The organism is Enterobacter cloacae complex sp. 372C4 (assembly GCF_050030615.1).
Classification (GTDB): Bacteria; Pseudomonadota; Gammaproteobacteria; order Enterobacterales; family Enterobacteriaceae; genus Enterobacter; species Enterobacter intestinihominis.
In genome coordinates, this window is sequence record NZ_JBLGUQ010000002.1 from 99,222 (window position 1) to 113,764 (window position 14,543).

16 protein-coding genes are annotated in these 14,543 nt (G+C 50.8%); 14 read left to right on the plus strand and 2 right to left on the minus strand.

Annotated features, from left to right (window positions below; genetic code table 11):
• Window positions 1-74 precede the first annotated feature (74 nt).
• A complete protein-coding gene (locus tag ACQG11_RS23570) occupies window positions 75-1,139 on the minus strand; it encodes a PDDEXK nuclease domain-containing protein (protein WP_016487843.1) in 1,065 nt (354 codons plus the stop codon).
• Window positions 1,136-2,335: a tyrosine-type recombinase/integrase gene (locus ACQG11_RS23575; RefSeq protein ID WP_014603550.1), complete on the minus strand. Its 1,200-nt coding sequence runs from the start codon at window positions 2,333-2,335 to the stop codon at window positions 1,136-1,138. Before ACQG11_RS23575 ends, ACQG11_RS23570 begins: the two co-directional genes overlap by 4 nt.
• Window positions 2,336-2,648: 313 nt before the next feature.
• Between ACQG11_RS23575 and ACQG11_RS23580 the strand changes: the two genes are divergently transcribed.
• The 14 genes from ACQG11_RS23580 to ACQG11_RS23645 all read left to right on the plus strand — a co-directional run bounded on the left by ACQG11_RS23580 (window position 2,649) and on the right by ACQG11_RS23645 (window position 14,537).
• Window positions 2,649-2,861, plus strand: coding sequence for an Hha/YmoA family nucleoid-associated regulatory protein (locus ACQG11_RS23580; protein ID WP_022652191.1), 213 nt, complete (start codon window positions 2,649-2,651; stop codon window positions 2,859-2,861).
• Between the two features lie 176 nt (window positions 2,862-3,037).
• A complete protein-coding gene (locus ACQG11_RS23585) occupies window positions 3,038-3,679 on the plus strand; it encodes a hypothetical protein (RefSeq protein WP_015063153.1) in 642 nt (213 codons plus the stop codon).
• Window positions 3,680-3,970: 291 nt separating this feature from the next.
• Window positions 3,971-5,044 carry a hypothetical protein gene (locus ACQG11_RS23590; RefSeq protein ID WP_022652192.1) on the plus strand — a complete coding sequence of 358 codons (1,074 nt, stop codon included), beginning with the start codon at window positions 3,971-3,973 and terminating at the stop codon, window positions 5,042-5,044.
• A 527-nt stretch (window positions 5,045-5,571) separates the two neighbouring features.
• Window positions 5,572-5,964: a hypothetical protein gene (locus tag ACQG11_RS23595; protein WP_022652193.1), complete on the plus strand. Its 393-nt coding sequence runs from the start codon at window positions 5,572-5,574 to the stop codon at window positions 5,962-5,964.
• A 658-nt stretch (window positions 5,965-6,622) separates the two neighbouring features.
• Entirely contained in the window at window positions 6,623-7,279 is a 657-nt protein-coding gene (locus ACQG11_RS23600; protein ID WP_134390572.1) for a trypsin-like serine protease, read from the plus strand.
• 202 nt (window positions 7,280-7,481) lie between these two features.
• A complete protein-coding gene (locus ACQG11_RS23605) occupies window positions 7,482-7,979 on the plus strand; it encodes a membrane protein (protein ID WP_000340139.1) in 498 nt (165 codons plus the stop codon).
• Between the two features lie 4 nt (window positions 7,980-7,983).
• On the plus strand, window positions 7,984-9,372 hold the full coding sequence (locus ACQG11_RS23610; protein ID WP_000083579.1) for a hypothetical protein: 1,389 nt from the start codon (window positions 7,984-7,986) through the stop codon (window positions 9,370-9,372).
• Between the two features lie 400 nt (window positions 9,373-9,772).
• Window positions 9,773-10,066: a helix-turn-helix transcriptional regulator gene (locus ACQG11_RS23615; RefSeq protein ID WP_012477377.1), complete on the plus strand. Its 294-nt coding sequence runs from the start codon at window positions 9,773-9,775 to the stop codon at window positions 10,064-10,066.
• A gap of 4 nt (window positions 10,067-10,070) precedes the next feature.
• Window positions 10,071-11,396: a type II toxin-antitoxin system HipA family toxin gene (locus tag ACQG11_RS23620; protein WP_000088044.1), complete on the plus strand. Its 1,326-nt coding sequence runs from the start codon at window positions 10,071-10,073 to the stop codon at window positions 11,394-11,396.
• A gap of 60 nt (window positions 11,397-11,456) precedes the next feature.
• On the plus strand, window positions 11,457-11,663 hold the full coding sequence (locus tag ACQG11_RS23625) for a hypothetical protein (protein WP_000134171.1): 207 nt from the start codon (window positions 11,457-11,459) through the stop codon (window positions 11,661-11,663).
• 100 nt (window positions 11,664-11,763) lie between these two features.
• Window positions 11,764-12,174 carry a hypothetical protein gene (locus ACQG11_RS23630; RefSeq protein ID WP_000985909.1) on the plus strand — a complete coding sequence of 137 codons (411 nt, stop codon included), beginning with the start codon at window positions 11,764-11,766 and terminating at the stop codon, window positions 12,172-12,174.
• 12 nt (window positions 12,175-12,186) lie between these two features.
• The gene (locus ACQG11_RS23635) at window positions 12,187-13,002 is read left to right on the plus strand and encodes an HNH endonuclease signature motif containing protein (RefSeq protein WP_001641519.1); all 816 of its coding nucleotides are present in this window, start codon (window positions 12,187-12,189) and stop codon (window positions 13,000-13,002) included.
• A 252-nt stretch (window positions 13,003-13,254) separates the two neighbouring features.
• Entirely contained in the window at window positions 13,255-13,680 is a 426-nt protein-coding gene (locus tag ACQG11_RS23640; RefSeq protein WP_000278471.1) for a hypothetical protein, read from the plus strand.
• 548 nt (window positions 13,681-14,228) lie between these two features.
• Window positions 14,229-14,537: a hypothetical protein gene (locus ACQG11_RS23645; RefSeq protein WP_001224686.1), complete on the plus strand. Its 309-nt coding sequence runs from the start codon at window positions 14,229-14,231 to the stop codon at window positions 14,535-14,537.
• Window positions 14,538-14,543: the final 6 nt, after the last annotated feature.

Consider the following 14,543-nt stretch of genomic DNA (forward strand, 5'->3'; position numbering starts at 1 on the left):
GCGCAGCGAAGCTCGATGCGCAGCACGACAGCGCGACGGCGGCACGCCGGGACGCCCGACTGCTTGGGACAGGACTACTCGTTGTCCGTCTTGCGCTGCTCGATTTGCAACTGCGCCCGTTGCGTTGCCTGTTGCAGCCGCTCCACCAGCACGCCCCTCGGCGGCAAGGCGGTCAGATACTCGGCAACGTGGATGCCGGACTTGTCCAGCTCCAGCAATTCGATCTGCTCGCGCTTCTTGCCGGTGCAAAGGATGATCCCGAGCGGCGAGGCTTCCTCCGGCTCCCGTTCGTGCTTGTCTAGCCACCGAAGGTAAAGCTCCATCTGCCCTTTGTAGGCCGCCTTGAAGTCACCTACCTTCAACTCCACCGCAACCAGCCGCCGCAGCTTGCGGTTGTAGAACAGAAGGTCAAGGTGGAAATCCTCGTCGTCGATCGGAATGCGCTTCTGCCGGGCGACGAATGAGAAGCCCGCGCCCAGCTCCAGCAGGAAGGACTCCATTTCACGGATGATCGCCGCTTCCAAGTCGCCTTCCTGCCAAGTGTCCCGCAGGCCCAGGAAGTCGAGGATGTACGGGTCGCGCATGACCAGGGCCGGCGACATGCGCTGCGCATCGCGCAGGGTCGCCAACTCCTGCGCTATGGTTTCTTCCGGCTTTTGGGAAAGCGCCGTGCGCTCGTACAGCATCGAGTCGATACGCTCGCGCAGCGTCCGCACGCTCCAGCGTTGGGTGCTGGCCATCTGTGCGTAGTAGTCCCGCTGGAGCGGGTCTTTCAGCGGCATCAGGGCGATGAAGTGCGTCCAGCTCAATTCTCGTATCAGTGATACGAGAATTCGCTCGTCGGGGAAGGTGGCGGCGAACTGCACCATGCGGCGCAAGTTCTGCTCTGCAAAGCTGCTGCCGTACTCCTCCACCAACTGCGCAGCCAAGGTGGGCAGAACTTCCTTGCCGTAGGCGCCCCGGCGCCTGTCCAAGACCTGCGTGTGGATGCGTTGGCCGATGCGCCAGTAGAGCATCGTAAGCTCGCTATTCACCGTCGAGGCGGCGCGCTTGCGCGCCGCCTCGATCAGTGCCCGAATGTCGCCCAGCAGCGCCGCGGGCGCTGCGAGCGATGCTGCTGATGGCCGGCGCCCGTTCATGCCACCGCCTCCGCAAGCTGCCGCGCGCCCGTGATGGCTTGGCGGCGGCTGGCCACCAGCTCGGCCGCCTCGCGCACCGGCTTGTCCTCGGTGTGGACGTAGTGCATGAACATCGCCACGGTCTTGTGGCCCGTCAGCTTCATTCCCACTTTGGTCGGCACACCGGAATTGGCAATGTCGGTGGTCGAGCGATGACGGATGCCGTGCGTGCCTACGTGCGGCACGCTGGCGGCCTTGAGCGTCCGGCACCAGCCGCCATAGTGCTCGCCAAAGGTCAGGTGCTTGGCCGGGTCGTTCGGCGACGGCAGGACGTAAGGGCAGCCTTCCAGACGCGGCGCCGTCGAAAGCAGCCGATAGGCTTCCTCGCTCATGGGCTTGGAAATGCCGCCAACCTTGCTGTCGGGCCACACCACGCGCCGGTTCTCGAAGTCCAGCCAGCTCCATTCGAGCGGGCAGATTTCGGAGCGCCGCGCCGCAAACTCGAATTGCAGCCGGATCGCCAACGGGATGACGTAGTTCTCCAGCCCCTCCGCCTCCAGTTTCTCCAACTGGCGGAAGATCCGCACCATTTCCTCGTCCACGATGAGCCGGGTTTCCTTGCCCGGCGGGTACATCGGGACGTGGCGGCACGGATTCGTACCGTCCGGGCGGAAGCCCCAGACTTCGGCCAAGTTGAACATCTTGCGCAGCACGCCGAAGGTCTTGTTGGCCTCGGTCGGCTTGTAGGCCAGCTTTTCCATGAGCCCCGCAATGTCGGGCCGCTTCACGTCATGCACCTTCTTGCGGCCCAGCAGCGGGATGATGTTGCGGTCGATGACGCCCTGGTAGCCGTCCTGCGTGCTGACCTTGTTGCGCTTCTTGGAGTAGTCCTCCATGAACTTTTTGCACAACTCGGCCATCGTGGGCGCCTTGCGCGCCTCGGCCTTGGCACCGCCGGGATCACCACCCCGGCGAACCTCGGCCAGCCAGTCCTGCGCTTTGACCCGCGCCTGTTCGACGGTTAGCTCCCCGTAGAGTCCCAGCGAGGGCTTGCGGGGCTGGCCAGAGTTCGTGCGGTACTGGAGCATGAACACCCGGCGTCCCGTCGGGGTAATCTTGCAAAGGAAGCCGGGCACGACGGTATCCCGTAGTTCGATGTCCTTCGCCTGGGGTTGCGCCGACTCTACGGCGGTCTTGGTGAGCTTGATCTTTGCCATGATGACTCCTTGGAACGACCCGGATTCCAGGAGCCAGATAGGAGCGGCGCGAGGGAGAACCGGGTCAAGTTTCAGAAAGCACCGGCATATGATGGACGCGCGTAAGCTATTGATAAACCTGTTGTATCGGGCTACGTCGCAGTCCAGCGAACTACCGGGCTGGAGTCATCGTGAAACAAAAAAAGGGGGCCCGCCAGTTCAGCAACGAGCCGGAGTTATACGTCAAATAGTTGCAAAAAAAATTAGATTCCCGGAACAAATCCACATAAGATTGGGATACTGTACTTTTGCTGAAAATAACTTAAGGTTGACCATGTCCGAAACTAAACAGGCGTATTTGATGAAATTTCGTAAGTGCTCTTCATTTGACACACTGGAAAAAGTATTTGAACGACTCTGTGAAAAGAATGTTGGTATAGTTTCACTAGAAATTTCCGGGGCATATGACCATCGAAAAGCTGAACTGACAATGAAAAAACTCTACGATAAAGTCCCCGCCAGTGTATGGACCCTGGTTCGTCAGTAAAATGAAAATCCCGGGAACCATTATACAGCCGACGTTTAACAAAAAGAGGTTTATGAAATCGTCTGTTGAACATATAAATTTATTAAATTATTTATTACCACCTCTGGGAATTAGTTTAATCAGAAAAGTAATAACTTCACTTAAAATGCTTTACTTGCTCTGTTGTGGTAAAACGCATGGGAATTAAACCTTTATTAATTTTAACTCTTCCATTCATCTCCTTTTATTTAAACGCGGCGAGCCTAAACGAGTTCAGTCAAAAACTGGATGAAGGTTACCGTTACGCCTGTAACGCAACTCAGACGGGCAACGCAGAGGTTGCCTCTCTGGCGCTTGAGAACTACAGGGCAAATTTCACTACCTCAGACCCAAAAGTTGGTTTCAGCCAGATAATGAATGATGAAATAAACAAGGTTGTCTCGAATTTTTTCAGAATGGGCATGATCCAGGGGAACACCAGTACTGCGGCCTGCGAGACGCCTTCGGAGTTGCTGAGTCAGACCGCTTTGGCGGTATATTCCCGACAGGAAAAGGCGGCGTTGGCATCGAGCCTTGATGCTGTCCGCTTCACTGAATATGCGGCGCAGGCCTACCCGATTTTTGATTCAATCCGGAGTACAAGCATCAGTGAGGATGAAGTAATTAATCAGATTAATAAAATTGGGAATAATGCAATTATAAATGACAAGAATGCTATTGACGCCAGCAATGCGACAAGTGCGATGAAAAACGTAGTGACTGTACTTTTTTCTGCCCGGAGTGACCCGGAACTTATGCAATTTATGATGGGTTATATTGATCAACACAAACTGCATTGAATGTAGGGTCCAGTATTTATATTAAATCAGCTTTCGTCCTGAAAGTGAGCCCACTGTTGGAATGCTCACTAATTCCGGTTCCGTCCGTATTAATAAGTCTCACTGCTGGTGGAGGGACGGGCAACCGGAAAAGTAGCTTTTTACCAGCATAGAATTGCCATCGCTTTATCCATTTGCCCCTGCCACAGTAATAAAAGCAACTTAAAAACTCATGAAAAAAGACCTCTTATCGAAATGTCATACTGCTTTCGTCCGATATAGTGAATGTCTGTATGCTGCGGGGGAAATAACATGCGAAAGAGCTATACCTATGGGATTCCTTTCGGACTCCATCGCGAAACTGGACGGTATCTGGACATCACGGAAGTAAGCAGAGGGAGTGCATGCAACTGTATCTGCCCCGGGTGTCGTACGGATTTGATCGCCAGGCAGGGTGAGGTCAAACTCTGGCACTATAGCCACACCACGGACCTCTTCGGTGATTGTGACGGCTTGATGGAGGCGATTCGGGGAAAAATTATTGAAGTTGTCCGGGAAAGACATCTTCTCGGTTTCCCGCATCTTCTGGCCGGTTATGAAGGCGGGAAGGTGCCACTTGATGAGGTAAGCGGCAGCGGAAGCATGTTCGGCGCCACGGCAGATCTGTTTGTGAAGGTTAACGACCTCTGTGTCGCCGTGTTTCTTGATACCGATCGCAGCGTGGCCGGGAAGCTGACGTTCGACCATCTCCATCCCTCGGAAATGGTAGCAGCATTACGTATCGATCTGCCGGATATAGAATACGAAATCAGTCAGGTACAACTTGGCAGGCGAGATGGAACCTACAGCGAACGTATCGAGAAAATTATCATTGATGAGACGGAGTCACGAGAGTGGTTGTATCATCCCATGATGCAGGAACTGGGGACTGAACCCCTGAAGGTTTATCAGGGCCGTGAGCCTGCGGAAGCAGGACCACTTCTCCAGCGTCTTTCCGACTGCTACATGAAGCTGCCGGACATCTTACCCCAGAGCATGAATACGCTGATAAGAATGCAGCAGGACACCATCGTTTGTTTGTGTCGGCTCACCGTCAGAGCATCCAATATAGCCCAGACTGATGAATTTCCGCTGTTTATACGTTACTTCCGTCTGCATTGTCTCGACACCAGTGAGCATGTGAATTACGAGAAATTGCTGAACTGGCAGGACATGATCACAAAATCACAGGAAGGGCAGTCGCTAACGATGGAGGAACGGGATTATCTCCAGGAAATCGCCCGTATTGGCCTCTACAACCACCGACTTAAAAGTGTCTGCCTGACGGCCTGCGAAGACAGTAAGGTGGCAACAACTGAAGGACCAACAAATTTCTCATTGCTCTGAAGGGGGCTGGTGAGTTACGGGCCTGGCGGGCATGGAAACGTAAACAAAATCTACTTGCTCGCCTTAAGCAGTAATGGGTTGTTCATTTCTTACATGGTCTCAGAGTACCTATCATGATCAGTCCGGTAATATAAACTGGCACAGCCATCATAACAGCCCAACGCTAATGGACATACATTAGCGTTGGGCTGTTATGGCCGAAAGACTGGATCAGGAGTTCCGGATTTTTGCGCGGTAGGTGTGTTTGATCCTTTCAATCGTGGCAAGAGATGCATTCCAGTAGCGTTCAGCGTCGGGGCGATATTGGTCATCGAAGATGCAAAGATTCAATAATAGTGTAATTAGCGTCTCCTGGCGGCAAAGTCAGTCGGCCGGAACTGGTAAACTGTATTCCACCTCACCCGGGCTGGCGGGCGACTGACGTCTTGCCGGTTCATAGCCGGTGGTCGCGTCTGACAATGCGGTGTCCTGCCGGTAGTGACGCTGGCAGGGAGGTTTGCCAAATATACCCTACAGGGACTTCAGGAATGAATACGTTCGAACAGTTTAAAGCACAGGTCACCCAACATGCCTGTGGACTCGGTCCGGAACAACTGGCCGGGTACTGGGGGCGGTCCACCAGCGGCGAATGTGTTTCGCCATCGTATGAAGTGTTCAGGGGTTATCCGACCCGCCATCCGCTGGCGGAGTTTGTGGAGATGGCTGCATCCCGCAACGGCATCAGGCCGGATGACTACCTGGGTGATTTACTCCGGGGGCCGCATGAGGTTGTCGGCTCCCTGACGGATGACAGCACGTCACCCGCCGCCAGCCTGCCTGTCTATTTCTTCCCGGGTGCCGGGATTTACGCTGCGGCGGTCAGTGATACCGAGGTGCTCGATGTCTGGATGAGCTGGCCTTGCTACCCGGAAAACTGGTGAACATCCGAAACCGGGTTAACCGGCCGGGGATGATTTCCACGACAGTTGGTGCGGACGTGATAACACAATTGCATGTCCTCATCCCTCAAGCCCCCTGCCAGGCCCCAACGTGCTGTCAGGCTTCGCCTGATTCCCGATCTGCGCCGGTACTTCAGCCGATAACTTTTTGTTTTCTTTTTATTTTCTCCCCATTTCCTCAAAGTTCGCGGGCGGCGTGGACAGGGCACCATTGCCGCATGTGGGGTCTTAATAAGGGCAGGGTGGTCAGGTTTGCTCGATGCCGGGGGTAGGCCCTACCCTTTATGGGATGAGGACATGCAATTCACTAAATTAATCGACAGCACCGGTGGTGACTTATCTGTAACGGGTCAGTTTTGATACGGGGAATGTTTCAGGGTTAAGATCTGGAATCATAAAAATATACGCTCCCGTTCAGGACATACGACTTGAAATGGATAATGCCATTAAAGGAATTCCAGCCTTTCGTCGATAACAGTTTCTGACCATCGCCATAACCATGTCATGGAGGAGACTAACCGTGTTTCAGAGGTGAGCTGGTGCCTGGCAAAACATACAAACTCAAATATCAGGAAGCGAGTTTAGTTGTTTATAACATGCAGCCGTGTAACTGATTAGGTACCGGCAAAAGGAGGAAATAATGTTTGAAAACTACGTTTGTAAAATCTATGTAAGCAATGATCCTCATTTTAGTAGCCATCTCGAAGCAACTGCGTTTGGTTTCGATAATGGTCAGCAGCAAAAGATTCTCACCGCAGCCCATGTTGTTACCAATGCTCTTGGAAAAATTTATCCCGTCAGCAATACACTTAAACTTTACGTCAAATTTCTTAACCATCAAGGACTGGTGAACGAAGAGCCTGTTCTAGTCGATTTCATTCTCAATGAGGCTAATGACAGGGCAGACTTTAAAGACGGCATTCCGTTTGTTGACAGTGCAGAAATCGTATTACCAGCTGGAATACAACAGCCTGTAAGTAGTTACTTTAAGGTCCTGGCTCCCGCAGCTGGCATGGGTACATTGGGTGTCGGATATCCAATGAATGAGGCAACAATTTCGACATTCCCTGGTGAAGTTTCAGGCATTTGGCCTTTAAATTGCTCAAATCATTCTCCCCAACATCTCACAACTCGCTTTGTAATAGCACATTTCAACACCGATGGTTGCTCTGGTGGACCCTATGTCGTCTCCGAGAATGACGAGCATTTTGTCATTGGAAGTCTGGTTGGAATAATGTCTGGAACCTGCCCAGATTCAAATCCACACATGTCTGTTCAGTCCGCTACTGATTTTTAGCAAAGTCAGTTCCAAAATGACGCTGGCACGATAGTTATTTTGGGTCTGCCCGATATGGCGTCTGCCCTTACTAACAGCAACAGCATTGAAACTGACAAACATGAACTCGAAAGTGCCACAATAGTAAGTCATGATTTCTTCATCACTTTTATGGTGCTCTTTTTCACCTATCACACAGCAAGTTATGAATACGAGGCCTGTAATGGACGCTACCGAAACTGAAGAGCTCGAAAAAATTCGCAAGAAGGCAATGGATGAAGTTACAAGTGCTCTTCAGGCGCTTGAAAATAAGTTCCCGGGTATTACTGAGGGCGCAGCAGCTTTGGCGGGGTCAGGCGTAGGCGCAGCGGCTTCCTTCGGTGCTCTCTATACGCTTGGTACAACGGGAGTGTCAGCAGCAGGCATAACCTCCGGGCTCGCTACAGCAGGGTCTATCGTCGGTGGCGGTATGGTTGCAGGCATTGCGGTATTGGCCGCACCTGTAGCTGTGTTAGGGATTGGCGGGTACGCGATAGTGAAACACAAAAAAAATGCGAAACTGACAGCCGCCCTTAGTCAGGCCATCCAAAAGCTCTACGAAGTTCAGGAAAGGTTGATGTCGAATGCGGAATATTTTAAGGCAGAAATTGCTGGCATCAAGGCAACAATCGACATGCTTACTAAGAAAGCTCCAAAAGGTAGCCTGGTCGCGGTGAGGTAAACACATGAGTCAGTCTCCTTATGATGATGAGTTCAGGGCCATCCGTTATATTCAGCTCCGTGGTCAGGATATCGCGAACGCTCACGAGACAATTAACAGTGATATAGAGAGCCTTAAGGCACAGTTGACCGGGCTAATCAGCGGCACTGAACTTGATGAAGCGGAGCATCTGGCGCTTAAAGAACATCATCTGCGAGAAATGACCCCTTCAGATACTGCCATGCATTCTACTGGTCTCAAGACTATATATAGCGAGGCTAACCAGCGTGTATGCGGTGATATTGGACTGGCCACAATACTCTCCACGGATGACTTGGCTGTTGTAGATGCCCGGATCCAGAATCATATTAAAGAATTTAATGATCGCTACGCACTCGACGCCTGGGATTATGCTATTGCCTGCGGATGCGGGCTCATAGCATCCATGCTGGATTTACTTTGCGTCAGAGCCCCGCCAAAACCTACGGTGAGCTTTACGGCAGAAGTGGATGGTATTTTCAATAAACAGGTGCAGAAAGCCTTCAATGCCATTTTGCCGGAGGACCTGAGTACAAAACTCTCAGATTTGTTCCCTATAGGGGCACCAGACAGTTCGATCAGCAGCGATTTAGTGGGTGCGGCCGGTGGCGTTTTGTCTCCCACAAATCACCGCTTAAGAGCTTTGTCACACGATCCCGTACTGGGCATTATTTTCGGTATAAAGGATATGCTGAACGGGACCTGTACGGTGGTTCAGAATGGACAGATCGTGGTTTATCCTTCCAGTAAAGGCGTTACAGACGAAACCAATATTTTCAGGCTCATCGCCAGAATGTTTGGACACCTGGCATCGGATGTTAATGCCCCCTCAGCAAAAGGAAACCGTGGCATGGGGTTACCGGCTCCTTTTATGGGGCTACTTCGTATGCTTGAGGGGATCCCTGTGGGGAGTTCTAACTTCGGCAAACAAATAGAGTACATGTATGTCAACGGGTATGACTTTCGTCAGTTTATCGTGACAAGTATTCCGATGAGCATAATGGAAGTTTTGATGCGGGTTTTCTATGTGGCGAAACAGGTATCGCTGGGAAAAGGAGCTTTTGGGGAGACCTTACTGGATACCATGCCGTTGCGGCTAAATCCACGCTTCCGGATGATGCTTGCCCTGGGTTATGGAACTTCCAGTGCTGTTAACGCAGGTAAAATGTATATCACCGGCAATATTCTCAATGCGAATTACGCCTCCTGGATGGGGTTGGCCTGGAATGGTTTTCACTCACTCAAGTGGTCCCTTTATCAGCGACACTTAAAGCTTTGGGCCGGTATTGAAAAGGCAGAACTGGAACGGCTTCAGAACAATATAGACAGCATCGAGGCATTGACCATCAGAGCAGGAAACTTGCCAGTCAAGTAACATTCACCGGAGCACCTCCGGAACCCCATAGCCCACCAGCTGCTAAAAATGTCTGCCTTTGCTTTTAATACTCTCTCTGCCTCCTCCCCGAGGCAGAGAGTAGCTCGTAGTTATTTATACAGCTCACAACAGGGCCATAAGATACTCCGCTTCTCGTTTACCGATGATCCTGATCTGTCAGCTCTCTTACCGGATGCTGTACGAGCGTAACGGCTTATTATTGATAGTTCTCTCATATCAAACCTCATAAAGATTTATGCTGCCACTTAGTAACAGCCTAAAGGTTGTACTCTCTATTTAACAGCTTTTAGGCTGTTAATTTGATATTACAGCTTTTAGGGTGTATGTTTAGAAAACAGCGTACAAGGTGTATCAGAGGAACTACTGAGGCCAGCTTATGATCAATAATGATTACCCGTTAAACACGCTCAACCAGTTGCGTCCCTTGCTCATTGGTTTTCGCAAGGCGAATGGCCTGACGCAAAAAGACCTGTCCGAAAGGTTAGGGGTCACTCAACAGACATACTCACGTCTGGAAGCCAACCCTGCCAGTGCGAGCATTGAACGGCTATTCAAGGTGTTTTCTATCCTGGGCGTAAAAATCAGCTTCTCCTCGACAACCGCCTCTTCAGAGGGGAAGCAGACGGAAGAAATGCTTAAATCAAACTCACCTGCACGACAGGAGAAATGGTAACGATATGAGCCGGAAACAGCAGCGTCTGGCAATCTGGATGAACGGAATCAAAGTCGGATACTGGGAAAAAAGTAAAGGGGTAGACAGCTTACAATACCTTCCTGACTGGAGTGCAGACGAACAGGGAAGGCCGCTGTCATTGTCCCTTCCTTTTACTCCCGGGAACCAGGTCTGGCGTGGAAATGTGGTACGTGACTATTTTGATAATTTACTCCCGGACAGCGAAGGCATACGCAGACGTCTGGCAATGCGTTACAAGGCCGATAGCCTGGAGCCTTTTGATCTTCTGACGGAGCTGGGAAAAGACTGCGTGGGCGCGATACAGCTGCTTCATGACGGAGATGAACCCACAGATTTATATTCCGTGAAGTATCACCCGCTTACTGAATCAGAAATTGCGGCAACTTTGCGTAATACCACGGAGACATTGCTACCGGGCAGGCCAGAAGATAACGACGACTTACGTTTATCTATTGCCGGTGCTCAGGAGAAAACAGCCCTACTGTGGCATGAAGATCGGTGGTGTATGCCGGAGGGTAATACACCAACGACGCATATATTCAAGCTACCGCTCGGACTTGTGGGGAACATGAAAGCCGACATGCGCTCGTCGGTTGAAAATGAATGGCTCTGCTCGGTACTTCTCGAACAGTACGGGCTCCCCGTGGCAAGAACGCAGATTGCTCACTTTGAAGATCAGAAAGCGCTGGTGGTAGAACGTTTTGACCGAAAATGGTCAGGAAACGGACAATGGATCATTCGTTTACCCCAGGAGGATATGTGTCAGGCCCTGGGCATTTCGCCATTACGAAAATATCAGGCGGACGGCGGGCCAGGTATATCGGAAATTATGGAAGTTCTGAGTAATTCAGACCGTGCTGAGCGTGACAAAGCGCAGTTTTTTATGACGCAGATAGTTTTCTGGATGATGGCCGCAACAGATGGCCACGCTAAAAATTTCAGTATTTCTATTGGGCCACAGGGACGTTATCACCTTACACCACTCTATGATGTGTTGTCGGCATGGCCGGTGATCGGTCATGGGAACAATCAGATATCCTGGCAGAAGTGCAAACTGGCGATGGCCGTACGTGGCAGTAGCAACTATTACCAGATATATCGAATACAACGACGCCACTGGATCAGGCATGGTGAGATAACCGGCCTGAGTAAACAGCAGACAGAGGCGATGATAGAGGAAATCATCGCCAGAACCCCGGGTGTCATTGAACGTGTTAGCGGGCTTCTTCCGGACCAGTTCCCCCAGCAGCTTGCGGAAAGTATTTTTGATGGAATGAGGCAGCAATGCAGGCGCCTGGCTGAGAAATGACAGCCGCAATTTATAGTGTGCATGTTTTCAGAATAGCTGATGTAAGCGTGAGGATTCAGTATGACTGAAGAACAAAAAAGAATAGAGCGGGCTATTGAGTTGGCTTGTCGTTACGGCGGAACCGATGAAATGCATCATCTGCAATGGGTCGTGGATCAGATGGTAAGAGAACTTGCTGGAGAACGTTATGCACAGATTGTAGCAGATGCCACCAGCGGAGAAGATGGGCCTGATACTTACAAATGGAGTGTTGGGATCGCGCCTTAGCATCTGTCAGTCTGGGGATGAAAACGTACTTAACATCCAGCGAATTCCCAGACTTCACATTAAGACTAGAGTAACGGCCGCAATCACGTGAGAGAAAAAAATGGCAATTTTAGCAATCATTGCAGTTATCGCCCTGGGTGGGTACGCCTGCGGGTTTATTAAAGCCCGTGAGCTGAGCGCTTTGCGTAAAGAAATGAAACTATACGTGGATCGCATGGAAGCGGCGGAGCTGGACTTACACGCAATCAGAAGTGTAGCGGAGCACCGGTTGCACGGTGCAGGTAAACAGTTTGCCGACCTTTACAGCCGTATCGACGGTGCAACTGTGACGCTGACACCCGAAGATCAGCTGTTACTGGCAACGATGCCATTTAATATTCAGGATGTAGAAGACATCGTAAACGAGCGCGGTCCAAAGACAATTAGCGGCCGTCCATTCTGGGAAGTTGAGCCAGGCCCGCATGACTATGAATATGGCCCGCAATATCCGTATTTCCCAGACCAGCGCTAGGAAGAGATCAAGATGAGAGAGCCAAGACCCCGCCATACCTTGCAGGTCATTCGAGTGCCTTCTCTGGAGGTTCAGGATCTGGGGCTGACCAGCTTTGATAGCTGGCTTGACGAGAACGGTTATGACAAAACGAATGCCAGAAATAACCGTACCATCTGGGCGAGAGAAGGCGGATGGCATCTGAAACGTTGCAGAAATCTGGAAACTGGCACGGACGATTTCTGGTTTATCGCTTTCGATGGTAAAGGCGGAAAGATATACCCGCTGAAAACCCAAAGAGACTACCGGGCTGCATATCGTAAGCTGGAAGCAGAAGGTTATGCACCTGCGGTCATCGAGCAAATGACCACAGGCGCAGCATATAACCTGGCCTATCCACGTTCCACCCTAAAACAAGCTGAGACGGCCACCAGCGAACCAAAGCGGAAACCTGACGTAGATATCCAGGGTGAGCACTGCGAGCGCGTAGTGACGCAACGTAGTGGCGTGGCACAGGGTAAATTTAAAGCTCTGCTCATCGAGAATTTCGCGGGCCGTTGTGCGGTAACCGGTTGGGTTAATGGCGGTGTCCTGGATGCGGCACACATTGAACATGGAACCCGGTACAATCCGTCTAATGGCATCCTGATGACTCCAACAATGCATGCTCTGTTTGATGCCGATCTTATGGGCATAGATCCGGCCACCCTGACCGTTCATTTTAAGCCAGGCATTGAGCTGGGCGAGCTGTTTGAAGGCCGTAAAATCACACCGCTGGTGTACGATCTGGACTTAGAGCGGCTGGCCGTACGCTGGGCAGGATACCAGGGCCTGGCTCATGAACAATGATGGGTTACAGCCGGGATGTGTGAAAACCCGTCAGTGAAACCTGCATGCGCCATACCTTTAAATTTAAACTCAAGAGCCAGGCTCAAGATAAAACCGAAATGAAAAGGTAAAATCCGGTGCACCAGATCTCTTAGGTTTAATACCTGAGCCGGTATACTGGCAGGCGCAGGCATGTGGGTATTATCCAGTCCATACATCTCCACACAGTGTTAACCGCAACATTTAAAGTTCAATAAGGACGGTTTCAATTTTATGTATAAAACAGCATTAGTGATGATTATCGGGATCCTCGGATGCAGTAAAGCATTTGCAGCCACTGAATTACAGCTCCAGCAAAAACGCGTTATGCAGTTCTGTGCCAACGCCAGTCTTCCATTGTTAGTTGCGGGTACAACGTACGCGAATACGTCTGACAACGGGCGACCAGAAAAAGAAAGATTGGCAATCCTGAAAAATTCAGTTGCAAGCTCGACAGCTTATAAAATGGCATCTCCCGGAGTTCAGATTGCCATGATGAGCGTGGTGGAAGATATTGCCGATCCGAAAGAATTAGCTCTACATCAAAAAGAAGTTAGACGTCTTGGGGCTAGTTATCTTTCCGACAGCGGTGTTTCATGGGCTTCAAAAACTGTTTCACCATTTACAGCCTGGTGTAACTTTAACCGTTTAGAAAGTTAAGGCTGGCAAGGCGGTTCCTGTTCAGGAAAGTTACTTTCCGTGCGGGGACCGTAAGATACAGATAAAGCTTAAGGCCTTTGAATTTCTGGAAAGCATTTGAAAATTTCATTGCGCTTGTCTGATATGAAACAGCCCCTGCATTTCTGCAAAGGCTGAAAGAGTGTGTACGGACTTTGGAAGGAGTGATGATATACGCCTGAGCCATCCCATCACCGCAGACAGGGTAATTAACCCTGACTAAAGCTTTCACCTATTCCGTCGCTCGCAAGCGGCTTTCGCACACTAACGAAGGTATGGCCTTTCGTCGGTGTTAAATTTTTCAAACTTTGCTTACTTTGTCAAGGAAGGTGACCGCAGTAGTAGGCACAACTACTTTAATCTGTATGAATAATAAGGTAGAACCGGCCAGTGAATGAATGCTTTCCCTGAAATCAGGCGGACAACCTTCAGGAATATTGATAGCAAGACTGAATCTCTCGCTGCGGCGATAAACATTTCGCCATAACCCTGAACGAGAGTGGTTCATCCATCATATACAGGAGCGTTACATGCGCAAATTTAAGTACATAATCTGTCACCAGTGCGAAGGCCACGGGACCATGGAAAACCCGGCCTTTGAAAATGGATTCACCCAATCAGAAATGGCTGAGTGGGAGCCAGAAATGCGTGAAAAGTATTTTGCCGGAGCATTTGATGTTCGCTGTGACGTTTGTGCCGGTGACGGTAAGCTCAGCGTACCAAACGTAGCGGCTATGTCTTTTTCAGAACGACGGGTTCTGGCAGCACGGCGGCGTGATGAGCGTCTTCAGGCTGCTGATGAACGGCTGTCCCGCCAGGAACGAGCAATGGGGTACTGAGGTGTT

Excerpts from the sequence above, each read along its gene's own strand:
- ACQG11_RS23570 (WP_016487843.1), bottom strand. The coding sequence starts at position 1,139 with ATGAACGGGCGCCGGCCATCAGCAGCATCGCTCGCAGCGCCCGCGGCG.
- ACQG11_RS23575 (WP_014603550.1), bottom strand. The coding sequence starts at position 2,335 with ATGGCAAAGATCAAGCTCACCAAGACCGCCGTAGAGTCGGCGCAACCC.
- ACQG11_RS23580 (WP_022652191.1), top strand. The coding sequence starts at position 2,649 with ATGTCCGAAACTAAACAGGCGTATTTGATGAAATTTCGTAAGTGCTCT.
- ACQG11_RS23585 (WP_015063153.1), top strand. The coding sequence starts at position 3,038 with ATGGGAATTAAACCTTTATTAATTTTAACTCTTCCATTCATCTCCTTT.
- ACQG11_RS23590 (WP_022652192.1), top strand. The coding sequence starts at position 3,971 with ATGCGAAAGAGCTATACCTATGGGATTCCTTTCGGACTCCATCGCGAA.
- ACQG11_RS23595 (WP_022652193.1), top strand. The coding sequence starts at position 5,572 with ATGAATACGTTCGAACAGTTTAAAGCACAGGTCACCCAACATGCCTGT.
- ACQG11_RS23600 (WP_134390572.1), top strand. The coding sequence starts at position 6,623 with ATGTTTGAAAACTACGTTTGTAAAATCTATGTAAGCAATGATCCTCAT.
- ACQG11_RS23605 (WP_000340139.1), top strand. The coding sequence starts at position 7,482 with ATGGACGCTACCGAAACTGAAGAGCTCGAAAAAATTCGCAAGAAGGCA.
- ACQG11_RS23610 (WP_000083579.1), top strand. The coding sequence starts at position 7,984 with ATGAGTCAGTCTCCTTATGATGATGAGTTCAGGGCCATCCGTTATATT.
- ACQG11_RS23620 (WP_000088044.1), top strand. The coding sequence starts at position 10,071 with ATGAGCCGGAAACAGCAGCGTCTGGCAATCTGGATGAACGGAATCAAA.
- ACQG11_RS23625 (WP_000134171.1), top strand. The coding sequence starts at position 11,457 with ATGACTGAAGAACAAAAAAGAATAGAGCGGGCTATTGAGTTGGCTTGT.
- ACQG11_RS23630 (WP_000985909.1), top strand. The coding sequence starts at position 11,764 with ATGGCAATTTTAGCAATCATTGCAGTTATCGCCCTGGGTGGGTACGCC.
- ACQG11_RS23635 (WP_001641519.1), top strand. The coding sequence starts at position 12,187 with ATGAGAGAGCCAAGACCCCGCCATACCTTGCAGGTCATTCGAGTGCCT.
- ACQG11_RS23640 (WP_000278471.1), top strand. The coding sequence starts at position 13,255 with ATGTATAAAACAGCATTAGTGATGATTATCGGGATCCTCGGATGCAGT.
- ACQG11_RS23645 (WP_001224686.1), top strand. The coding sequence starts at position 14,229 with ATGCGCAAATTTAAGTACATAATCTGTCACCAGTGCGAAGGCCACGGG.